This window comes from Gordonia sp. McavH-238-E (assembly GCF_022348225.1).
GTDB lineage: Bacteria > Actinomycetota > Actinomycetes > Mycobacteriales > Mycobacteriaceae > Gordonia > Gordonia terrae.
Window position 1 is genome coordinate 173,278 of record NZ_JAKRFE010000010.1, and the last position, 22,494, is coordinate 195,771.

A 22,494-nucleotide genomic window follows, 5' to 3' on the forward strand; every position below is an offset into this window, starting at 1 on the left:
GCAGAGCGCCGGCGGTCTCCCGGCCCGCCGCGGGACCGGCGGTCACGGAGCGAGAGCCGGCAGCGATGGTCGGTAATCGCCGAGGTCGGCGACCGCCGACATCACCGCGACGAATCGGTCGACGTACTGCGCCACGGAGTCGTGCGCGATCTCGGTGTCGGGGTACAGCAACGTGATCGAGGTCTGGCCGGAGAACCGGTTGACCCACATGTACACCTCTTCGCTGCTCCCGCGATTGCCGAAGAGGCACCCGTTCCCGGCCTCGAAGATCTCGACGCCGGGCAGTTTGCGGACGTCGATGTAGGACACCATCGGTACCGCCCAGCCGGACCGGACCGCGATCTCGTCACCGGGTTCCACGAGTTCGAGCACCCGGTGAAACGAGATGTCGGTCAGCTCTTTTCCGGATTCGTAGCTGCGCGCGGCCGCCGGCGCGAGGGAGCGGAACGTGGTGTCGTCGCCGACGGTGAGCGGAACGGGGATCAGGCTCGTGAACCAGCCGACCGACTTCAGTTCCGCGGCACCCGATCTCGTGCTCTTCGGGGTCATCCCGAAATACTCGGTCCGACCGGTGAACTCGGCATACACGAGGGCGGCCGCCGTCATGATCCCGGCGATCATGTTGGCGCCCAGATCGCGACAGTTCTGCTCGAAGCGCGCGGCCGTGGGCTCGTCGAACAGGGTCGAGTTCACGATTGCGCTGCGGGTGTAGGTCTGCGCGCCGGTGCCGAGCGGCAGCGGAAAGCCGGGCAGGTGCCCACCGTTGGCCTGCACCAGGTCGATCCAGCGTTGGACGTGCGGTGATCGACGGGTCAGCCGGCGCGACACGGCGCGCTCGCGCACGCAGTAGTCGAGGTAGCTGCCGACCGGGGGTAGCTCGGCGTCGCCGCCGAAGGCCTCGTTCATATAGAGCGTCAACAGGTCCACGCAGGTGATGGCCTGGGAGATCCCGTCGGTGTTGAGATGGTCGGCCGCGGCGTAGAGGGTGAACCCGCCCTCCCACTCGATGGCCCCGAAGGTGAAACAGTCCCAGTTGAACGGCCCGGAGGTCTCGTCCTGCACGTGCGTCCGCAGTTGCGACGCGTCGCGGTCGCCGTGTGCGACCGGAACCAGTTCGACGACCTCCGGGGGCACGAGATGGCGGAGGACCGAACCGTCGTCCTCCATCGAGAACCACGACCGAAAACTGTCGTGGCGCTTCACGAACTCGTTGACCGCCTTCGTCATCGCGGACACGTCGAGCGGTGCCGAGACGTCGAAGGCCATCAGGCAGAGCCGCGCGAAGCGGAACCCCGCGGACTCGTTGCGCCACGCCACCCGCAGGTACTCCTCCTGCTGGTGGGACGGCGGGGAGGGATGCACAGGAGCCCGATCGGCATTCGTCACCGAAGCGAGGGAGGCGACCCAGCTGGTCAGGTGACCGGGACGGGGCTCCCATTGCTCGATGAGGCCGAACTTCATCATGTGTGTTCCTCGATTCGCCTGTGGGAAAGTGGATCCGGCGACCGCTCGCTCGAGAGGCGTCCGAGGTCTCCCGGACGGAGCGGCCGACCGGGACGCACCCTACCGCACGGTAACCTCGACGGTCGGGGAAACGGGACAACCTCGATGCGATGAGACGGTGTATCGGTTCGTGTATCTCTGTGTCATCGAATGCCGTTGCGGTGCTGGACGATTGACCCATGTGGACATCGGGCGGTGCGTCGGGCACACTGCCGGGGTTGCGCGTGTGACGCCGGTCGCACCCGAATGAAGGCGAGGGGTATGGACGACGGGTCTGTCAACGAGGACCGACCACGGCACCGGCACACGCCGGTGCGACCGGCCGTGCTCGTGATCGCGCTGGTCGCTGCGACTCTCGGGCTGGCGGTGCCCGCCGCCGCGACACCCGCGCCCGCTCGCATCGTCGGCGAGACGGTTCAGCGCGGTGGTGAGATCGACGTCGCCGTCCGGTCGGCGGCGATGCGCCGGGTGGTCCCGGTCAAGGTGTGGCCCGCCCGCGGGAACCGGCCCGCGCCGACGCTCTATCTCCTCAACGGCGCGGCCGGCGGCGAAGGTGGGAGCAGTTGGTTCGACCGGACCGACATCCGGACCTTCTTCGCCGACGAGAACGTCAACGTCGTCGTCCCGATGGGCGGTGCGGCGAGCTACTTCACCGACTGGCACCGCCCCGATCCCGTGTTGGGGAGGCAGAAATGGGCGACCTTCCTCACCGAGGAACTGCCCGGGACGATCGACGACCGATTCGGCGGCACCGGGCGCAACGCGATCGCCGGGATCTCGATGGCGGGCACGTCGGTGTTTCAGTTGGCCTTGCACGCGCCGTCGGTGTACCGGGCGATCGGCTCGTTCAGCGGCTGCGCCCAGACCAGCGATCCGCTCGGCCAGGCTGTCGTCCGGATGGTCGTCGAGGGGCGTGGCGGCGCCAACACCCTGAACATGTGGGGACCCCCCGACGATCCCGCCTGGCGTGCCAACGACCCCTATCTGCATGCCGAGGCGTTCCGGGGGATGTCGATCTATGTCTCGAACGGGTCCGGGATGCCGGGACGGTACGACACCCTCGACGGCCCCGGCATCGACGGCAACGGCTCCAAGCTGTTCGACCAGATCGCGGTCGGGGCGGTGATCGAGACCGCCACGGCTCAGTGCACGCGGAATCTCCAGCGCCGGATGCGCGACATCGGGGTGCCTGCGACGTTCCACCTCTACGAGGGCGGCACGCATGCGTGGCCGTACTGGCAGGACGAACTGCATCGCGCCTGGCCGCAGTTCGAGGCGGCGCTGCGCGGCTGACCTCGCGCGAGGCGGTTTCCCGAGGCGCGCACGACGCGTGTCGCGGGTCGGTTCCGGTGACGACGTACGATAGTTCACCGAACCGACGAGTGAGGAAGCCGATGAGTGAAGCGTCCGACCCCATCCGGCGGGATGGATTCCGTAGGGTCTTGCTGAAGTTGGGCGGCGAGATGTTCGGTGGCGGCGAGGTCGGGCTCGATCCCGACGTCGTGGGCACCGTCGCCGACCAGATCGCCGACGTCGTCAATTCCGGTGTCCAGGTCGCTGTCGTGATCGGCGGCGGAAACTTCTTCCGCGGCGCCGAGCTGCAGCAACGAGGCCTCGACCGGAGCCGCTCGGACTACATGGGCATGCTCGGCACGGTCATGAATTGCCTTGCACTGCAGGACTTCCTGGAGAAGCGGGGAGTCTCGACCCGCGTGCAGACAGCCATCACGATGGGACAGGTCGCCGAGCCGTATCTGCCGCTGCGCGCGCAGCGGCATCTGGAGAAGGGGCGCGTGGTCATCTTCGGCGCCGGCATGGGCATGCCGTACTTCTCCACCGACACCACCGCCGCCCAGCGTGCGCTGGAGATCAAGGCCGAGGTGGTCCTGATGGCCAAGGCGGTCGACGGTGTGTACGACGCCGACCCGCGCACCAACCCCGATGCCACCCTCTTCACCGAGATCACCCATCGCGAGGTGCTCGACAAGGAACTCAAGGTCGCCGACGCGACGGCCTTCAGCCTGTGTATGGACAACAAGATGCCGATCTTGGTGTTCAATTTGCTCCAACAGGGCAATATCGCCCGTGCGGTCGCAGGCGATCGCATCGGCACCCTGGTCAGCACCTGACCCGGCGCCCCACCCCGAGATCGACGAGAACCCCGACCGAACGGAACAAGGACGAACATGATCGACGACGCGTTGCTCGACGCCGAGGAGAAGATGGAGAAGGCGGTCAACGTCGCCAAGGAGGACATGGGTTCGATCCGGACCGGGCGCGCCAACCCGGCCATGTTCAACAAGGTCAACATCGAGTACTACGGCTCGTTGACCCCCGTCACGCAGGTCGCCAGCATCAACACGCCCGAACCGCGCCTCGTCGTGATCAAGCCGTACGAGGCGTCCACGCTGCGCGACATCGAGACCGCGATCCGCAACTCCGACCTCGGGGTGAATCCGACCAACGACGGCACGATCATCCGGGTGGCCGTCCCGCAGCTCACCGAGGAGCGACGCCGCGACCTCGTCAAGCAGGCCAAGGGCAAGGGTGAGGACGCGAAGGTCGCGATCCGCAACGTGCGCCGCAAGGCCGCCGACGAGCTCAAGCGCATCCAGAAGGACGGCGAGGCCGGCGAGGACGAGGTCACCCGCGCCGAGAAGGAACTGGACAAGACCACGGCGACCTACGTGCATCAGATCGACGAGTTGGTCAAGCACAAAGAAGACGAATTGCTCGAGGTGTGAACGAGGTTCCGCAACGAGGCGGTGAGAAGAAGTCGCGCGCGGGGCGCGACCTGCCGGCCGCCATCGCGGTCGGCGGCACACTCGGCATCAGCATCATCGCGATACTGATCTTCGTACCGAAGGTCTGGTACGGCCTCGTGGCGGTTGCCTTCGCGATCGCCACCTGGGAGGTCGTCAAACGCCTCCGCACCGGGGGTTACGAGGTTGCGCTCTGGCCGCTGCTCATCGGCGGGCAGGCCATCATCTGGGCGAGCTGGCCCTGGGGTCCGACCGGCGCGCTCGTCGCGTTCGTCGCGACGGTCCTGGTGGCCATGGTGTGGAAGCTCCTCGGGCAGGGCATCAACCATGCGCCGGTCAACTACCTGCGCGACCTCGCGGTCACCGTCTTCGTGCTCGCGTGGCTGCCGCTGCTCGCCTCCTTCGGCGCACATCTGGTGGTGCAGGACGACGGAGCCGCGCGGGTCGCCACGCTGATGGTGGTCGTGGTGTGCTCCGATGTCGGCGGTTACGCCGCGGGCGTGCTGTTCGGCAAACACCCGATGGCACCGGCCATCAGCCCGAAGAAGTCCTGGGAAGGCATGGTGGGGTCGCTGGTCGTCGGCACGGTCGGTGCCGTCGGCTGCGTGGTGTATCTGCTCGGGAGCCACTGGTGGATCGGCATCATCCTCGGACCGGTCCTGGTTGTCTGTGCGACCCTCGGCGACCTGGTCGAGTCGCAGGTGAAGCGCGACCTCGGGATCAAGGACATGGGCACGCTGCTGCCCGGGCACGGCGGGATCATGGACCGGCTCGACAGCCTGCTGCCGTCGGCGTTCGTGGTGTGGGTCGTGCTGACCGGATTGCTCTGACCGGGCGCTACTTCGCGGCTTTCTTCAGCGCACGCCGCAGTTGCAACATGCGCAGGCCACCCACCAGTGCGACGATCAGCGCGCCGGCGATCGCCGCGATGAGCAGGCTCACCCCGAGTGGCAGATTCACCTCCCAGAACAGCAGCTCGATGGTCTGCGAGCCGAGGTTCTGGACGATGAAGACCAGCAGCAGGACGAGGATGATCGCACCGATCACCACTCCGAACCAGGTGGCTCTGGTGCGTGTGTGCTCCACGTCGGCGACCGTGCGACGGAGACGATCGCGGGGGTCGGGCTCGGGGGAGTGCTGCTCGGGGGTGTGCGGGTGGCCGGCCGCCGGGACCGGCGACCCGGCGGGTTGTTCGCCCCACGCTGGTACCGAACCCGTGTGCGGTCGGTCCTCGGGTGTCGTCATCGCTTCATCATGACATGCGACAATGGCGAAATGACCTCATTGCCACTTGTGTTCGACGCGCCCCGACGCGGGCGTCCGCCGACACACTTCGCCGACCTCGACGCCGCCGGTCGCGTCGCGGCGCTGGCCGAGCTGGGGCTGCCGAAGTTCCGGGCCGACCAGTTGGCCCGGCAGTACTACGCGCGTCTCAACGGGAACGTCGACGAGATGACGGACCTGCCGGCCACCTCTCGCGAAGCGGTGCGGGACAAGCTCTTCCCGCAACTGCTCACCCCGGTCCGGCACATCTCGTGCGACGACGACTCGACACGCAAGACGCTGTGGCGCCTGCACGACGGCACTCTCCTGGAGAGCGTCCTCATGCGCTACACCGAACGCAACACCCTGTGTATCTCGAGCCAGGCCGGGTGCGGCATGGCCTGCCCGTTCTGCGCGACCGGGCAGGGCGGGCTCGACCGCAACCTGTCGACCGCGGAGATCGTCGACCAGGTCCGGGCCGCGGCGCGCGCGCTGCGGGACGGCGAGCTCGGCGAACCAGGGCGCTTGTCGAATGTCGTGTTCATGGGCATGGGCGAGCCGCTGGCCAACTACAAGCGGGTCGTGAGCGCGGTCCGGCAGATCACCTCGCCCGCGCCGGACGGACTCGGCATCTCGGCGCGCTCGGTGACCGTCTCGACCGTCGGTCTCGCGCCGTCGATCCGTCGGCTCGCCGACGAGGGGCTCGCGGTCACGCTCGCCGTGTCGCTCCACACGCCCGACGACGAACTCCGCGACACCCTCGTCCCGGTCAACAACCGGTGGTCGGTCGCGGAGGTGCTCGAGGCGGCGCGGTACTACGCCGACACCACCGGGCGGCGCGTCTCGATCGAGTACGCCCTCATCCGGGACGTCAACGACCAGCCCTGGCGCGCCGATCTGCTGGGGGAGAAGCTGCACCGCGCGCTCGGATCGTTGGTGCACGTGAATCTCATCCCGCTGAATCCGACCCCGGGCTCGGAATGGGACGCCAGTCCCAAACCGGTCGAGCGCGAATTCGTCCGGCGGGTCCGCGAGCAGGGAGTCTCCTGCACCGTCCGCGATACGCGCGGTCAGGAGATCGCCGCCGCATGTGGCCAGCTCGCGGCCGAAGAGCGCTGAGTCTCGACGAGGCAGACACGAGAAACGCCGAGCGGATCACCGCTCGGCGTTTTCTTTGGGTCTGGCGAGGTGGTCGGTCAGGACCACTTTCCGCGGTTCATCCACCAACCGCGGACCGCGAAGAACAGCGTGCCCACGGCGAAGGCGATGAGGTAGAGGTCCTCGATGTGGCCGGTGTGGTTGCCGATGATCATCGCGAGCAGGAACAGCGCGAAGAAGATGGCCGCACCGTAGAAGGTCTTGGTCGCCGCGCCGTGCCAGCCGAACCGGGCGGACGGGGCATCGGCGGGCTCGCGGCGCCAGCCGGTGTCGATGACCTCGACTTCGCCATGCCCCCCATCGCCGTGCCCCACAGTGTGCTCCACATCGGTGCTTGCCACAGCCACTCCTCACAGCGCGGACGTCAGATGTCTGACGATCGGTAGTAGTTCTCCGAGCAGCATAGCGGCACGCCCCGCCCGCGGGTCGGTCCGGTGTCGCCGGCCACGGTGGGCCGCGCGACCCGATGGTCCAGAATGGGTGCGTGCCCACACGTGTGCTGATCCTCGGTTCCACCGGTTCCATCGGCGTCCAGGCGCTCGAGGTGATCGCCGAGCATCCCGACCTCTTCGAGGTCGCCGGTCTCGGTGCCGGCGGGTCGAACCCCGATCTCCTCGCCGACCAGGCCGCCGCGTTCGGCGTTCCGGCCGCGCGGATCGCCGTCGCGGACACCGCGCGGGCGCAGGAGCTCGCGGACCGTCTCGGCGGCCGGGTCCTCGGCGGACCCGACGCCATGTGCGACCTCATCGACGCGGTTGTCGCGGACACCGGTGTGGATGTGATCCTCAACGCGGTCGTCGGCTCGATCGGGCTCGCACCCAGTCTCGCCGCGCTCCGCTCGGGTGCCCGGCTCGCGCTGGCGAACAAGGAGTCGCTCGTCGCCGGCGGCGCCCTCGTCCTCGACGCCGCGGCGCCCGGGCAGATCGTGCCGGTCGATTCCGAACACTCCGCCATCGCCCAGTGCCTGCGCGCCGGGACGGCCGCCGAGGTCGACCGGCTGGTCCTCACCGCGTCGGGCGGCCCGTTCCGCGGGTGGTCCCGCGCACAGCTCGAGGACGTCACCCCCGAGCAGGCCGGCCGACACCCCACCTGGTCGATGGGTCCGATGATCACCCTCAACTCGGCGACCCTGGTCAACAAGGCTCTCGAGGTCATCGAGGCGCACCTGCTGTTCGACGTCGACTACGACCGCATCGACGTCACCGTCCATCCGCAGTCCATCGTCCACTCGATGGTGACCTTCGTCGACGGCGCGACGGTGGCGAAGGCCTCGCCGCCGTCGATGAAGCTGCCCATCGCGCTGGCGCTGGGCTGGCCGGACCGGGTGCCCGGTTCGTCGGCGGCGTGCGACTTCTCGACCGCGTCGTCGTGGACCTTCGAGCCGGTCGACGACGCGGTGTTCCCCGCGATCGATCTGGCGCGGCGCGCCGGCAGTGCGGGGGGCAGCCTGACGGCGGTCTACAACGCGGCCAACGAGGCCGCCGCGGCCGGGTTCTTCGCAGGTGCGATCCGGTTCCCGCGCATCGTCGAGGTGATCGAGGAGGTGCTCGGCGAGGCCGATCAGTGGCGCCGGACGCCAGGTACTGTGGAAGAGGTCTTCGCCGCCGATCGGTGGGCCCGGGATCGCGCCGCGCAGCTGGTCGCGGCGGCATCCCGCTGATCGGCGGCCCTCGTGAGCGGGTGCGTCCCGTGATCCGGATGGAGTAGGTACGTGAGTTTCGCGATCGGCGTCACGCTGTTCGCCGTGGCGCTGTTGCTGTCGGTCGCCTGGCATGAGTGTGGTCACATGTGGGCCGCCCAGGCGACGGGCATGAAGGTCCGACGCTACTTCGTCGGCTTCGGTCCCACGATCTGGTCCACCCGCCGCGGCGAGACCGAGTACGGGATCAAGGCGCTGCCGCTGGGCGGTTTCTGCGACATCGCGGGGATGACCCCGCACGAGGAGCTCGCCTGGGACGAGAAAGACCGGGCGATGTACAAGCAGAAGGCGTGGAAGCGCCTCGTCGTGCTGTTCGCCGGTCCGGCCCAGAACTTCATCCTCGGTTTCGTCCTCATCATCATCGTCGGATTGAGCTTCGGGCTGCCCGACCTCAGTCCGCCGCCGGTGCCCGCGCGGGTCGCCGAGACACAGTGCGTGTCGTCGACCATCACCATCGCCGGAAACGAACAGACCGACTCGCCCTGCACCGGCACCGGTCCCGCGGGCGCCGCCGGACTGCTCCCCGGTGACGACATCGTGGCGATCGACGGCCGGCCGGTCGGCCAGGCCTCGGACCTGACCCCGGTGATCCGCGAGTCCACCGGCCCGGTCGCCCTGACCGTCGACCGCGACGGTCGGCGACTCGACCTGACGATGACCCCCGAGCCGGTCACGGTCACGGCGACGCGTGCCGACGGCACCAGCGAGACCCAGACCTACAACATGGTCGGCATCGCCTACGACGTCCCGCCCGGGATCATCCAGTACGGCGTGACCGACATCGTGCCCGGCGCGTTCGCCTTCACCGGCGACCTGATCGTCGAGACCTGGAACGCGCTGCTGTCGCTGCCGTCGAAGATCGGTGACCTGTGGACGGCGGTCACCGGCGGGGAGCGCGCGCTCGACACCCCGGTCAGCGTGTACGGCGCGTCGGTGCTCGGCGGGCAGGCCGTCGAGCGCGGTCTCTGGGACATGTTCTGGATGCTGCTGATCAGCATCAACTTCTTCCTGGGCCTGTTCAACCTCGTGCCGCTGCTCCCGCTCGACGGCGGGCACATGGCCATCGTCGGCTACGAGAAGGGCCGCGACACGATCCGCCGCTGGTTCGGCCGCGCGCCCGGCGGAGCCGTCGACTACTACAAGCTGCTCCCGATCACCTACGCGGCGGTGGTGGTGATGGCGGGCTTCATGGTCCTCACGTTGACCGCCGACATCGTCAACCCGATCAACCCGTGGTGAACACATCCGAGGTGAGCCCGCATGACGAACACCTTGTGACCCAGCCCGAACACACCGACACTCCGATTCCCCAGAGGTGAACGAGATGAACGCCCCGACTTCCGCGAACGCCGTGCCGATCGGACTCGGCATGCCCGCCGGACCGCCGCCGGTGCTCGCTCCGCGCCGCAAGACCCGCCAGCTGTTCGTCGGCTCGGTCGGGGTCGGCAGCGACCACCCGATCTCGGTGCAGTCGATGACGACCACCAAGACCCACGACATCAACGCGACGCTGCAGCAGATCGCCGAGTTGACCGCCTCCGGCTGCGACATCGTGCGGGTCGCGTGCCCGCGTCCGGAGGACGCCGAGGCGCTGCCGATCATCGCCAAGAAGTCCAAGATCCCGGTGATCGCCGACATCCACTTCCAGCCGAAGTACATCTTCTCCGCGATCGACGCCGGCTGCGCCGCCGTGCGCGTCAACCCCGGCAACATCAAGGAGTTCGACGGACGCGTCAAAGAGGTCGCCAAGGCAGCCGGTGATGCGGGTATCCCGATCCGCATCGGCGTGAACGCCGGCTCCCTCGACAAGCGCATCCTGCAGAAGTACGGCAAGGCGACGCCCGAGGCGCTGGTCGAGTCGGCCCTGTGGGAGGCGAGCCTGTTCGAGGAACACGGCTTCGGCGACATCAAGATCTCGGTGAAGCACAACGACCCGGTGATCATGGTCGAGGCCTACCGGCAGCTCGCCGCCGCCAGCGACTACCCGCTGCATCTCGGCGTCACCGAGGCCGGCCCGGCATTCCAGGGCACCATCAAGTCCGCGGTCGCCTTCGGCGCGCTGCTGAGCGAGGGCATCGGCGACACCATCCGGGTCTCGCTCTCGGCGCCGCCCGCCGAGGAGATCAAGGTCGGCGACCAGATCCTGCAGTCGCTGAACCTCCGCCCGCGCAAGCTCGAGATCGTCTCGTGCCCGTCGTGCGGCCGCGCCCAGGTCGACGTCTACAAACTCGCCGACGAGGTCACCGCGGGACTCGAGGGCATGGAGGTCCCGCTGCGCGTCGCCGTGATGGGCTGCGTGGTCAACGGTCCCGGTGAGGCCCGGGAAGCCGACCTCGGGGTCGCGTCCGGCAACGGCAAGGGACAGATCTTCGTCAAGGGTGAGGTCATCAAGACCGTCCCCGAGGCGCAGATCGTGGAGACCTTGATCGAAGAAGCGCTGCGGATCGCCGAGGAATCAGGAGAAACTGGAGACAGTACTCAAGTGGGCCCACCCGTGGTGACCGTCTCGTAGGTCGGGCGCAAGGCTCGAGAGGGAGGAGCGGCGTTGCTGAAGCTTCTGGGCGACAAGCCGCTCGGTGCTCGTGATGCGGCTGTCGTCGAGCGCGTCCTCACCTCGGACCCGGTGGCGATGTGCATGGTCGCGGCCCGATTCGAGACGCACGGGATCAATCCGCGCCTGCTCGGTGGTGAACTGTGGACGGCGCACGACCCGGCGTCGTCGCTGTGTTTCTCCGGGGCCAACCTGATCCCGCTCAGCGGGTCGCCCGGAGACCTCGACTACTTCTCCGATCGCGCCATCGCCGGACCGCGAGCCTGTTCGTCGATCGTCGGCCGCGCCGAACTCGTGCTCCAGATGTGGGATCAGATCGAGCCGGTATGGGGTCCGGCGCGCGAGGTCAGACCGGTGCAGCCACTGCTCGCACTCACGACCTGCTCGGCGGTGCCTGTCGACCCGCTCGTGCGGCTGGTCACCCTCGACGACCTCGACGCGTACATGCCCGCGGCCGTCGACATGTTCATCGGGGAGGTCGGCGTCGATCCGACGGCCGGGGACGGCGGCCGGTCGTACCGGCGGCGTCTCGCCTCGCTCATCACCGCGCAGCGGGTGTTCGCGCGGTTCGACGGCCCCGACGTGGTGTTCAAGGCCGAGATCGGCTCACTGTCCCGTCGAGTCGGCCAGATCCAGGGTGTCTGGGTCGCCCCGGACCGGCGTGGTGAGGGGCTCGGGCTGGGCGGTACCGCGGCGGTCGCCGAGGCGGTGGCCGCGCACGGTCGCATCCCGAGTCTGTACGTGAACAGCTTCAACGTCACCGCACGCGCGGTGTACGACCGCATCGGGTTCACCGAGGTCGGCACCTTCGCCACCGTCCTCGTCGACTGAACGCCCCACCGCGTGGCGTCCCGGTAATCCGACCGCGCCACCCTAGACTCGACGTCGATGTGGCACATGCGAACTCGATGGACCCCGGCGGTGATCGTCGCGCTGTGTGCTGCCGTGACGGTGGCGACGGTCGGCTGTTCGGCCTCCGAGGACGACGGCCCGCGCCATGCCGCGGAACGTTTCCTCCAGGCCTACGCCGACCGTGAGATCGGATCCGCGGCCGCGTTGACCGACGCGCCCGCCGCCGCCGAGTCCGCGATGGACGCGGCCTGGTCCGGTCTGGGTGCCGAGGCACTCGAGTCGCAGGCCGGCCGCGTCCGCGTCACCGGCGACACCGCCGAGGTCGACGTCGACTACCGCTGGGCGCTGCCGCGCGGTCGCGACTGGGCCTACGACGCCACCCTGCGGATGGGCCGGTCCGACACCGGGTGGGCGGTGCGCTGGGCGTCGACGAACATCCACCCGAAACTCGGTGCGGATCAACGACTCTCGCTCCAGATCGTCGAGGCGCCGCGGGCCACGGTCAACGAGGCCGACGGCTCGGAGGTGATGGTCAACGGCAGCGTCGTCGGCATCAACTTCGATGCGTCCGCCGCCGCCGAACAGGGCGCGCCGATCGCGGAGTCGGTGACCGCTGCGGTGGCGGTGCTGCGTCGGTTCAGTCCGTCGCTCGACGAACAGACGATCACCGAGCAGGTCACCGCGAATCGGCAGCAGTACCCGCTCGCCCGGCTTTCGCATGAGCAGTTCGACCGCCTGCGCGATCAGCTGGCGATCCCCGGTGTGGTGACCAACGAACAGGCCGAACTGGTCCCCGAGGACCCGCAATTCGCGCCCGCCCTGCTCACCGAGGTCAAGAAGGTCGTCGACTCCGAGGTGTCGGGTCGGGCGGGCTGGCGCGTGGTGACGGTCAATCCCAACGGGCTCGACGCCGACGTGCTCGCCGACCACGACCCGGATCCGGCGCCGGCGGTCTCGCTGAGCCTGTCGCGGACGGTGCAGAACGCGGCCCAGCGAGCGGTCAACGCCACCAATCGTTTCCAGATCGCGCTGGTGGCCGTGCAACCGTCCACCGGACGCATACTCGCGGTCGCGCAGAACCCCGCCGCCGACCGACAGGGCCCGATCGCCACGACCGGTCTGTACCCGCCCGGTTCGACGTTCAAGATGGTGACCGCCGCGGCTGCCATCAGCCACCGGATGGCCACCCCCGACACCCCCGTCGGATGTCCGGGCGCGATCCAGATCGGGCCACGACTGATCCCGAACTACGACGGCTTCTCGTTGGGGACCGTGTCGATGCTCCGGGCGTTCGCGCAGTCCTGCAACACCACGTTCGCCAAGCTCGCCAGTGAGATGGGGCCGTCGGACCTTGCGCATGCTGCGGCCGCGATGGGCATCGGACAGCAGTACGAGATCGCCGGCCTCGACGCGGTGTCCGGCTCGGTACCGATCGAGAACGAGCTCGTTGCCCGCAGCGAGGACGGCTTCGGGCAGGGCAAGGTGCTCGTGTCTCCGCTGGGCCTCGCGCTGGTGGCGGCAACCGTCGCCAACGGCACGAAGGCGCCGGTGCCCCAACTCATCCTGGACAAGCCCACCAAGGTCGAGGGCCCGAGGCCCACCATGGCGCCCGAGGTCTACGACCAGCTTCGTCCGATGATGCGTGCGGTCATCACGAGCGGAACCGCGTCGGTGATCGACGGTCAGGGAGCGGTGTTCGGCAAGACCGGTGAGGCGGAGTTCGCCGGCGGTTCGCATGCCTGGTTCGCCGGGTACCGCGGCGATATCGCCTTCGCGACACTCGTCGTCGGTGGTGGTGACTCGAACAACGCGGTGGCCGTCACCCGGGATTTCTTCGGTGGTCTCGGACCGGGGTACGCGATTCGCTCGGCGTCCTGACCGGCAGGACCACGCGTCGACCGGCGTGTTCGATCACCTCGACGGGGTGATCGTAGGTGCGACTCAGTAGATCGACGGTCATCACCTCCGACGTCGGTCCGATCGCCAGCAACCGGCCGTCCTTCATCACTGCCACCCGGTCGGCGTAGGCGGCCGCGAGGGTCAGGTCGTGGACCACGAGCAGCACCGCGTTTCCCGCGTCGCGGTGAACCCGCAAGATGTCGAGGACCTGCTCCTGGTGGTGGATGTCGAGGGCGGCGGTCGGCTCGTCGAGCATCATCACCGGGGTGTCCTGGGCGAGTGCGCGTGCCAGGGAGACGCGTGCCTGCTGGCCGCCGGAGAGCTGCCCGAACGGGCTGTCGGCGATGGCGCCGAGTTCGCACAGAGCCATCGCGTCGGCGATGACGGCGGGGGAGTTCGCGGCGCGCGGTGTCCGCAGCCACGGGTACCGGCCCATCGCGACGACCTGGGCCACGGTGAAGGGCGTGTCCACGCGGTTCAGCTGCGTGACCAGCGAGCGGTGTCGGGCGAGTTCGCGCATCGAGGTCGAGGTGACGTCCCGACCGTCGACCTCGATGTGTCCCCGCTGTGGTGCGCGGGTGCCCGACAGTGCCGACAGCAGCGTCGACTTGCCGCACCCGTTGGGGCCGACCAGCGCGACGAGTTCGCCCGGACCGACGTCGAGGGAGACCCCGCGGACCACCTCGCGCCCGCCCAGGACGACCGAGACGTCCCGGGCGTGGATACCGAGGACCGTGGTCGCCGGCTTGTCGGCGGTCACCATCCGGCACCCGCATGACGGCTTCGACGCAGCAGGATGAAGAAGACCGGACCGCCGATGAGGGACGTGAACATCCCCAGCGGGAGGTCGGCGTCACCCAGCATCGTCCGGGCGGCCAGGTCGGCGCCGGTGATGACCAGTGCTCCGCCGATGACGCTGGTCGGCAGCAGGATCGCGTGGCGCGGCCCGACGATGAGACGCATCACGTGCGGCACCACCAGGCCGACGAACGCGATGATCCCGGCGAAGGCCACCGCGGCGGCGGTCAGCACCGCGGTCAGGACGATCGCTTGTCGGCGGACGGCCTCCACGTTCACGCCGAGAGAGGCGGCCTGGATGTCACCGAGGGCCAGCAGGTCGAGCTTGTGCACGAGGAACAGACAGGCGGCGACACCACCGATCACCAGTGGTGCCACGACCCAGATCTCGCTCCAGGTGCGGCCGGCGAGCGAACCGAGCTGCCAGAAGATGATCTGCTCGCGCGCCGCGGTGGTGGCGACGAAGGTGAGGAACGCGATGATCCCCGCGGCGAACGCGTTGACCGCGATACCCGTGAGGACCAGCATGATCGCCGACGACGAACCGTCTCGGAGCGACAGCAGGTACACGGCCGCGGCCGTGATGAGGCCGAACACGAAAGCGGCCCCGGCGAGAGCCCAATTGCCCGCGGCGCCACCGACTCCGGCGGTGCCGCCGGCCAGCACGATCATCAGACAGGCGCCGACCGCGGCGCCTGAAGAGACGCCGATGATGCCCGGTTCGGCCAGCGGATTCGCCAGCACCCCCTGGAGGAGGCAGCCCGCGGCGCCGAGTGCGGCACCGACGAACAGACCGAGCACGATGCGGGGGAATCGCACATTCCAGAGTGCGCCCTCGCCGTTCGGGTGTGACGGGAGTGGTCCCAGGTCGAGGTGGAAGTGGTGGGCGATGCTGCCGAGGACCTCGAGTGGCGGCACCGACACCTTGCCGGTACCGGCCGACACGATGACGAGAACGACGGTGGCGGCCAGCATCACCGCCACCACCGTGAGGTCGCGGACCCGGTGCGGTGTGCCGCCCGGGGGAGTGGCGACGGCCGACGAGGTCGTCGGCTCGGTCGTCGGCTCCGTCGTGGTCCGCGCGGGGTCGGTCATGCGTAGATCGACCTCGCGAGGGCGCCGAGCACCAGTCCGACCTCGGGTCCGAACGCCAGGATCTGACTCTCGTCCATCTGCACGACCCGTCCGTTGCGGCCGGCCTCGGTGTCGGCCACACCCGGCAGGGTCAGCACTCCCTCGGGCCCGCCGACGGTGGCGGCGCCCTGGGTCATCACGAGGATCACGTCCGGGTCGGCGGTGATCATGGCCTCGGCGCTGATCGCGGTGAACGCGCCGGTGAGATCGGCTGCCGCGCCGGCATCCCGGCCACCGAGCGCCTCGATCAGGTCGTCGGCGCCCGATCCGGGCCCGGCCAGCAGCAGCAGGTTGCGTCCGCGGATGTAGAGGAACGCCATCGTGGGGTCCCCGGACGGGTCCGGTACCAGTGCGCGTGCCTGCTCGATCTGGGCGTCGGTCCGCGCGACGAGCTTCTCGCCGGCGTCGGCGACGCCGAGAGAGGCCGCCACCGAGCGGATCAGGGTGTCGTTCGACTCCAGGTTGCGGGCGGCCGGGAACACGACGACCGCGACCCCGGAGTCGCGGATCTGGTCGACTGCGGCGGTCGGCACGGTGGACTCGCTGACCAGCAGGACGCTCGGGTCGAGTGCGAGAACCGATTCGGCGTTGAGACTGTGCCCGCGGTTGGTGACGACCGGGAGCGACCTCGCCGAGGGGAAGGCGGTGGACGTGTCACGCCCCACCACGTGAGACCCGAGTCCGAGGGCGTACACGATGTTGCCGAGGGTTCCGTTGATGTCGACGGCGATGATCCGGTCGGCGTCGTCGACGGTCACGTCGCCGTACCGCAGTGAGTCGACGGTTGCGGGCAGCCGGGGAGCAGGGTTCTCGACGACGGGAGTGACATCGGACTCCGCGAGCGTCGCGGTCTGCGGGCCGGTGCGCAGATGCGCACCCGGCGAGTGCCGGTCCTGCTCGATCGGGGTCACGAAGCATGCCGACAGGCTCAGTACGGCCAGCACCATCACGAGCGCCGCCCGCCACCCCCTGGTCCGCACTGCCTCACCTCCACCGTCGACCCCGATGGCCTCCCATCGGCTCCTCCCGGCGAGCTTAGTGGCGTTCGGTCCGGAGTCCGCCCACGGGCCTCGCCGCGACGGGCAGGGATAGTCTGGACCGCATGCCAGTTCGTAGTGCCCTCACGCCTGGGATCGTGTCGCCCGTCCGGTCCGTGCCCGACTCCATCGAACGTCCCGAGTACGTGTGGAAGCCCACGGTCAACGAGGGCCACGAGCCCTGGGTGCAGACCGCCGAGACCATCGAGAAGATGCGCATCGCGAGCAAGATCGCGGCCAACGCACTCGCCGAGGCGGGCCGGGCCGTCGCCCCGGGTGTGACCACCGACGAGCTCGACGCGATCGCGCACGAGTACATGATCGACCACGGTGCATACCCATCGACGCTGGGCTACAAGGACTTTCCGAAGTCGTGCTGCACGTCGCTCAACGAGGTGATCTGCCACGGCATCCCGGATTCGACGGTGATCGAGGACGGGGACATCGTCAACATCGACGTCACCGCCTACATCCACGGCGTGCACGGCGACACCAACGCGACGTTCCTCGCCGGCGACGTCGATCAGGAGGCTGTCGACCTCGTCGACCGGACCCGGATCGCCACCGAGCGGGCCATCAAGGCCGTCAAGCCGGGCCGCGAACTGAATGTCGTCGGTCGCGTCATCGAGTCCTACGCGAACCGCTTCGGCTACACGGTCGTGCGCGATTTCACCGGCCACGGCATCGGTGAGACCTTTCACAACGGGCTGATCGTGCTGCACTACGACGAACCGAATGTCGACACGGTCCTCGAACCCGGGATGGTGTTCACGATCGAGCCGATGATCAACCTCGGCGCGCTGCCGTGGGAGATGTGGGACGACGGCTGGACCGTGGTGACCGCCGACCGCCGGTGGACCGCCCAGTTCGAACACACCCTCGTCGTCACCGACGACGGCGCCGAGATCCTCACCGTGCCAGACAACTGAATCGGGCCGGACAACTGACACGGGCCAGACGACTGAGGGTCAGGCGGGGAACCGGACGGGTTGCGGTTCGCTGCTCGTCGTGGTGGTCCCGTTGCCGAGCTGCCCCTTCCCGTTGAGGCCCCAGCAGTACATCTCGTCGTCGGCGACGGCGCACACGTTCGCCGAACCGGTGGTGACCTCGGTGACCCCGGACAGTCCGTTGACCCGGTCGGGGCTCTTGTCGGGCTGGTCGCTGCGCGAACCCCAGCAGTAGGCGGAGCTGCCTGCCGCGGCACAGCCGCCGTAGGCCGCGGTCGACACCTCGGTGGCACCCCGGACGTCGATCCGGGTGGGCGTGCGCCGGTTCTGCTCGGTTCCGTCGCCGAGCTGACCGCTGGTGTTCTGTCCCCAGCAGAACACGCCACCGGAGCCGGCCACCGCGCACGTCGAGTACAGGCTCGTACTGATCGACGTGGGCGTGTCGAGTCCGAGAACGCGGGTCGGGGTCAGTCGGTCGATGGTGGTGCCGTCGCCGATCTGGCCCTCCCGGTTGTTCCCCCAGCAGTACGCGGAGCCGCCGGCGATCGCGCAACTCGTGGTGTGCGAGGTGGAGACGGCGGTGACGTTCGACAGGCCGGCGACACGGGTGGGCACCTCCACCGACCCGGTGCTGCCGTTGCCGACCTGTCCGCTCGCGTTGTTACGCCAGCAGTAGGCGTCGCCGTCGCTGATCGCGCAGATGGTCAAGCCGACCGACACCGACGTCACCCGGGACAGACCGGCCACCTTCGTGGGGAGCGGTACGTTCTGCCCCGGTTGGCCGACCCCGTATCCCCAGCAGTACAGGTCGCCCGAACTGATCGCGCACGTCGTGCCGAGGCCGCCCATGCTGACCGCCGACACGTCGGAGATGCCGGTGATCGCGACGGGCCGCGGCCGGTCGGTCGTGGTTCCGTCGCCGAGAGTGCCGCGCTCGTTGCCGCCCCAGCAGTACAGCCGACTCTCGCGCACCGCGCACGTACTGTCGCCGCTGGAGGCGATGGACTCGAAAGTGCCGCCGCCCGAAGATGATCCGCCCGAGGTGCTGGGCCCGGTCGTCGACGATCCGGCGACCGTCGTCCCGGGTTCCGACTCCGATCCGCTGAGCGCGATGGCGGCCCCGACGACGCCGACGACGAGGACGAGGACGCCGAGAACCGCGGCGATGATCCATGCGGTGCGTGAGCCCGATCCCCGGGGTCCCGGGCCGTGCCCCTGGGGTCCGCCGGGGCCGGTCGGGTATCCGGGAGGGGGGCCGGGGGGTGGCCCGGCCGGACCGTACGCCGGGAACTGGGTGTACCGGCCGCCGCCGGGCGGAGGCGGGTTGTGGGCGAGTGCCTGCTGGGTGGGCTGGTGCTGACCCGGCGACTGGTGGTGTGGGAACGACGGTGTGGGAGCCGGGGTGGTCGCGATCCATCCCTCGGGCATCATCGGAGACGGTTCCGGCCGCCTGGCGTGCGGACTCATCGGAGCGGTCTCGACAGCCCGCGCCAGCGTCGCCGCGAACTCCGAGCACGACGAGAACCGGTCGGCCGGGTTCTTGGCGAGGGCACGTGCGAACACCGGGTCGAGATGGCCGAGATCGGACCGACGCTCGGAAATCCGCGGCGCGGGTGAGTTGACGTGGCCGGAGATCAACGCCATGGGGGTCTGTCCGGGGAAGGGCTGGGTTCCGGTGAGCAGTTGGAACATGGTGCAGGCGAGCGCGTACTGGTCCGACGCCGGGATCGCCGCGTCGCCGGTGAGGATCTCGGGCGCGGCATAGGCGAGAGTGCCGACGAACAGATTGGTCGCGGTCATCTTCGCGCCGTCCATCAACCGCGCGATGCCGAAGTCGAGCACGGTGACGCGCGTGATCCGGCCATCGGGCCCGCGCGCGATCACGATGTTCGCGGGCTTGATGTCGCGGTGGATGACGCGTTGTGTGTGGGCGTAATCGAGGGCGTCGGCGACCTTGCCGGCGATCGTCACCACGTCCTCGATGGGCAGGACCGGTGCGGCGGTGAGGTCATCGCCCTCGAGATAGGTCATCGAGAACCACGGGCTCCCGTTCTCCACGCCATGCGTGTAGACGGTCACGATGCCGGGATGATCGAGTGCGGCCGCGGTGCGGGCCTCGTTGCGGAACCGCTCGGCGAAACTGGGGTCGGCGGGATTCGGTGAGATGATCTTGAGCGCCTCGCGCCGGCCCAGCGTCGGATGTTCGACGAGCCAGACCTGTCCCATGCCGCCGTGTCCGAGCAGCGAGAGAACGCGATACCCGGCGAACACGGATCCGGGCTTCACGACCTCCACGTCCGACGACCCCCCGTTGCTCGACGACAGGCTGTCCACCTGTTCGTTGGGGTCACTGTATCCAGCGCTGCCGGTTCGCGAGGCGAACGGTGTGTCGTGTGAACGACGCCACTGGGGTCGGCGCCATCCGGCGGTGTGTCTCGGGACCACTACGCTGTTCGGGTGGACGGACTCGGTGGCGCGCTGCTCGTGGGTGGTACCAGCAGCGATGCCGGCAAGAGCCTGATCGTCGCCGGGCTGTGCCGGGCGCTGAGCCGGATGGGCGTGCGTGTCGCGCCGTTCAAGGCGCAGAACATGTCGAACAACTCGGTGGTCACCCTCGACGGCGGCGAGATCGGGCGCGCGCAGGCGTTGCAAGCGTTCGCATGCGGGCTCGAACCGTCCACCCGGTTCAACCCCGTGCTGCTCAAACCGGGCAGTGACCGCCGCTCGCACGTCATCCTCCGGGGCCGGCCGGCCGGTGACGTCGGGGCCGCCGACTACCTGGCCTGGCGGGCGCGTCTGCGCGCCGTCGTCGCCGACGAATTGGCGGGTCTGCGTGCGGATTTCGACGTCGTCATCTGCGAGGGTGCGGGTTCGGTCGCCGAGATCAATCTGCGCGCCAACGACATCGCGAATCTCGGTCTCGCCCAGGCGGCGCGTCTCCCCGTGCTGCTGGTGACCGACATCGACCGGGGCGGATCGCTGGCCCACCTGTTCGGGACCACCGCCGTTCTCGACGACGCCGATCAGGCGCTGATCGCGGGTTTCGTGATCAACAAGTTCCGCGGCGACCCGTCGATCCTCGAACCCGGGCTTCGCCAGGTCGAGGCGATCACCGGACGGCCGACGCTCGGCGTGGTGCCGTTCGCCGACGACCTGTGGCTCGACGCCGAGGACTCCCTCGCCGCGCCGGTCGGGCGCCGCGTCGGGCCGCCACGGTCGTTCACCGAGTCCGGCGCCACCCCGGGCGTCCGGTTGCGGGTCGCGGCCATCCGCCTGCCGCGGATCTCGAACTCGACCGACGTCGAGGCGCTCGCCTGCGAACCGGGAGTCGACGTCACCTGGGTCGACGACCCGGCCGGGGTCGCGGCCGCCGACCTCGTGGTCGTGCCCGGCACCCGCGCCACCGTCGCCGATCTCGAGTGGGTGCGGGCGCGCGGCATCGGCGAGGCGCTGAGCGAACGCGCCGCTCGCGGCCGTCCGATCGTCGCCGTCTGCGGCGGTTTCCAGATGCTCGGGCGCACGCTCGACGACCGGGTGGAATCCGGTCGCGGGCGGGTGCCGGGACTGGGGCTGTTCGACCTCGACATCGAGTTCCACACCGACAAGACCGTGCGGCAGGTCACCGGCACCGGGGGCGGCCCGATCAGCGGTTACGAGATCCATCACGGCCGCGTGGTCCGGTCGGCGGAGGACACCTGGATCGTCGACGACAGGTACGGACCGGAGGGTGCGGTCCGCGGAGCCGTGCGGGGTACGCACTGGCACGGACTGCTGGCGTGCAACGATTTCCGTCGCCGTCTGCTCGCCGACGTCGCCGCCGAGGCCGGGGTGCGCGGATTCCGCGTGGCACCGGACACCGACGTCGACGCCGAACGTCGACGGCAGGTCGACCAGATGGCCGACCTCGTCACCGACCACCTCGACCTCGACGCCGTGACGCGCCTCATCGAACAAGGGCCGCCACACAATCCGCCGATCATCCGGCACCACCTCGAAGCCTTCTAGGCGTTGCGGCCACCGTCGACGGGTGGTGCCGGCCGGGTTATCGTGGCCCAATGACTGAAGCCACGCAGGTGACCGTGAACGGCCTCACCTTCGACGTCCGGATCGGGGGACCGGAGACCGGTCCGTGGGTTCTGCTGCTGCACGGCTTCCCGGTGAACGGAAGCTGCTACGACCAGGTCCTCCCGCGCCTGCACGAGTCGGGTCTGCGCACCCTGGTGATCGATCAGCGCGGATACAGCCCGGGCGCGCGACCCGCCGAGGTGGACGACTACCGCCTCACCCACCTCGTCTCCGATGTGATCGGTGTGCTCGACGCGCTGGGCATCGGCTACGCGATCCTGGTCGGACACGACTGGGGTGGCATCGTCGCGTGGCACCTCGCCGGGAAGTATCCCGACCGGTTCACCGGACTCGTCGTCGGGAGCACCGGGCACCCGTCGGCCATGCGCGACGCGCTCGTCGGCAGCGATCAGCGTGAACGGTCGTCGTACATCCTCGATTTCGTCGCCGACGGGGCCGAGGAGAAGTTGCTCGCCGACGACGGGGCGGAGCTGCGGGCCGTCGGGATCACCGCGGACGAGCTCGCCCCACTCCGGGAGCCGGGGGCGCTGACCGCGGCGCTGAACTGGTACCGCGCGAACTTCACCGGCGACATCAAGGCGACGATGGCATGCCCGCCCGTGGAGATCCCGACGACGCTGCTGTGGAGCGACGCCGACACCGCGCTGGGCCGCGAACAGGCGCAGGGTAGCGGCCGGTACGTCTACGGCGACTTCCGCTTCTGCGAACTCGCCGGCGTGGACCACTGGATCCCGCAGCACGCGGCTCCGGCCCTCGCCAGCGAGATCGCGCTGCGCTCAACGATCTTCTGAGCCGCCCGGCGATC

Annotated in this window: 20 protein-coding genes; 13 read left to right on the forward strand and 7 right to left on the reverse strand. The window is 69.2% G+C overall.

What is annotated here, in order from left to right; genetic code table 11:
* Positions 1–42: 42 nt before the first annotated feature.
* Positions 43–1,464, reverse strand: coding sequence for a condensation domain-containing protein (locus MHN80_RS17240; protein ID WP_239402759.1), 1,422 nt, complete (start codon positions 1,462–1,464; stop codon positions 43–45).
* A 300-nt stretch (positions 1,465–1,764) separates the two neighbouring features.
* On the opposite strand from MHN80_RS17240, the gene MHN80_RS17245 reads away from it, so the two are divergent.
* The 4 genes from MHN80_RS17245 (at position 1,765) to MHN80_RS17260 (ending at position 5,095) form a co-directional block, all read left to right on the forward strand.
* Entirely contained in the window at positions 1,765–2,796 is a 1,032-nt protein-coding gene (locus MHN80_RS17245; protein WP_004572278.1) for an alpha/beta hydrolase family protein, read from the forward strand.
* A 101-nt stretch (positions 2,797–2,897) separates the two neighbouring features.
* Complete coding sequence (gene pyrH, locus MHN80_RS17250) at positions 2,898–3,632, forward strand: UMP kinase (protein ID WP_004572277.1); 735 nt, start codon at positions 2,898–2,900, stop codon at positions 3,630–3,632.
* 57 nt (positions 3,633–3,689) lie between these two features.
* Entirely contained in the window at positions 3,690–4,247 is a 558-nt protein-coding gene (gene frr, locus MHN80_RS17255; protein WP_004572276.1) for a ribosome recycling factor, read from the forward strand.
* Entirely contained in the window at positions 4,244–5,095 is an 852-nt protein-coding gene (locus MHN80_RS17260; protein WP_004572275.1) for a phosphatidate cytidylyltransferase, read from the forward strand. The genes frr and MHN80_RS17260 overlap by 4 nt, the downstream gene beginning before the upstream one ends.
* 7 nt (positions 5,096–5,102) lie before the next feature.
* On the opposite strand, the gene MHN80_RS17265 is transcribed toward MHN80_RS17260, so the two are convergent.
* Complete coding sequence (locus MHN80_RS17265; RefSeq protein WP_004572274.1) at positions 5,103–5,510, reverse strand: lipopolysaccharide assembly LapA domain-containing protein; 408 nt, start codon at positions 5,508–5,510, stop codon at positions 5,103–5,105.
* A gap of 30 nt (positions 5,511–5,540) precedes the next feature.
* Between MHN80_RS17265 and rlmN the strand changes: the two genes are divergently transcribed.
* Positions 5,541–6,647, forward strand: coding sequence for a 23S rRNA (adenine(2503)-C(2))-methyltransferase RlmN (rlmN, locus tag MHN80_RS17270; protein WP_064571074.1), 1,107 nt, complete (start codon positions 5,541–5,543; stop codon positions 6,645–6,647).
* 77 nt (positions 6,648–6,724) lie between these two features.
* Here rlmN and MHN80_RS17275 read toward each other — a convergent pair whose 3' ends face one another.
* Positions 6,725–7,027 (reverse strand): DUF2631 domain-containing protein, encoded by a 303-nt coding sequence (locus tag MHN80_RS17275; RefSeq protein ID WP_064571075.1) that lies wholly within the window; start codon positions 7,025–7,027, stop codon positions 6,725–6,727.
* Positions 7,028–7,152: 125 nt separating this feature from the next.
* Here MHN80_RS17275 and dxr point away from each other — a divergent pair, with 125 nt between their 5' ends.
* The 5 genes from dxr (at position 7,153) to MHN80_RS17300 (ending at position 13,666) form a co-directional block, all read left to right on the forward strand.
* Positions 7,153–8,346 (forward strand): 1-deoxy-D-xylulose-5-phosphate reductoisomerase, encoded by a 1,194-nt coding sequence (gene dxr, locus MHN80_RS17280; RefSeq protein ID WP_033203492.1) that lies wholly within the window; start codon positions 7,153–7,155, stop codon positions 8,344–8,346.
* A 51-nt stretch (positions 8,347–8,397) separates the two neighbouring features.
* The gene (locus tag MHN80_RS17285) at positions 8,398–9,624 is read left to right on the forward strand and encodes an RIP metalloprotease (RefSeq protein ID WP_239402760.1); all 1,227 of its coding nucleotides are present in this window, start codon (positions 8,398–8,400) and stop codon (positions 9,622–9,624) included.
* Positions 9,625–9,709: 85 nt separating this feature from the next.
* The gene (ispG, locus tag MHN80_RS17290; RefSeq protein ID WP_239402761.1) at positions 9,710–10,897 is read left to right on the forward strand and encodes a flavodoxin-dependent (E)-4-hydroxy-3-methylbut-2-enyl-diphosphate synthase; all 1,188 of its coding nucleotides are present in this window, start codon (positions 9,710–9,712) and stop codon (positions 10,895–10,897) included.
* Between the two features lie 33 nt (positions 10,898–10,930).
* On the forward strand, positions 10,931–11,767 hold the full coding sequence (locus MHN80_RS17295; RefSeq protein WP_004572268.1) for a GNAT family N-acetyltransferase: 837 nt from the start codon (positions 10,931–10,933) through the stop codon (positions 11,765–11,767).
* Between the two features lie 57 nt (positions 11,768–11,824).
* A complete protein-coding gene (locus MHN80_RS17300) occupies positions 11,825–13,666 on the forward strand; it encodes a penicillin-binding transpeptidase domain-containing protein (protein WP_239402762.1) in 1,842 nt (613 codons plus the stop codon).
* Here MHN80_RS17300 and MHN80_RS17305 read toward each other — a convergent pair.
* From MHN80_RS17305 to MHN80_RS17315, 3 genes are read right to left on the reverse strand one after another with little or no spacing between them, the layout of a single operon-like run.
* Positions 13,608–14,450 (reverse strand): heme ABC transporter ATP-binding protein, encoded by an 843-nt coding sequence (locus MHN80_RS17305; protein WP_239402763.1) that lies wholly within the window; start codon positions 14,448–14,450, stop codon positions 13,608–13,610. The two genes, MHN80_RS17300 and MHN80_RS17305, sit on opposite strands and share 59 nt — an antisense overlap.
* Positions 14,444–15,580: an iron ABC transporter permease gene (locus MHN80_RS17310; RefSeq protein ID WP_064571080.1), complete on the reverse strand. Its 1,137-nt coding sequence runs from the start codon at positions 15,578–15,580 to the stop codon at positions 14,444–14,446. The genes MHN80_RS17305 and MHN80_RS17310 overlap by 7 nt, the downstream gene beginning before the upstream one ends.
* Entirely contained in the window at positions 15,577–16,599 is a 1,023-nt protein-coding gene (locus MHN80_RS17315; RefSeq protein ID WP_239402764.1) for an ABC transporter substrate-binding protein, read from the reverse strand. The genes MHN80_RS17310 and MHN80_RS17315 overlap by 4 nt, the downstream gene beginning before the upstream one ends.
* 122 nt (positions 16,600–16,721) lie before the next feature.
* On the opposite strand from MHN80_RS17315, the gene map reads away from it, so the two are divergent.
* Positions 16,722–17,585 (forward strand): type I methionyl aminopeptidase, encoded by an 864-nt coding sequence (gene map, locus MHN80_RS17320; RefSeq protein ID WP_033203484.1) that lies wholly within the window; start codon positions 16,722–16,724, stop codon positions 17,583–17,585.
* 39 nt (positions 17,586–17,624) lie between these two features.
* Here map and MHN80_RS17325 read toward each other — a convergent pair whose 3' ends face one another.
* Entirely contained in the window at positions 17,625–19,898 is a 2,274-nt protein-coding gene (locus MHN80_RS17325; protein ID WP_374206382.1) for a protein kinase, read from the reverse strand.
* A 162-nt stretch (positions 19,899–20,060) separates the two neighbouring features.
* Here MHN80_RS17325 and MHN80_RS17330 point away from each other — a divergent pair, with 162 nt between their 5' ends.
* The gene (locus tag MHN80_RS17330; RefSeq protein WP_239402766.1) at positions 20,061–21,608 is read left to right on the forward strand and encodes a cobyric acid synthase; all 1,548 of its coding nucleotides are present in this window, start codon (positions 20,061–20,063) and stop codon (positions 21,606–21,608) included.
* A 68-nt stretch (positions 21,609–21,676) separates the two neighbouring features.
* The gene (locus MHN80_RS17335; protein ID WP_064571096.1) at positions 21,677–22,480 is read left to right on the forward strand and encodes an alpha/beta fold hydrolase; all 804 of its coding nucleotides are present in this window, start codon (positions 21,677–21,679) and stop codon (positions 22,478–22,480) included.
* Positions 22,481–22,494: the final 14 nt, after the last annotated feature.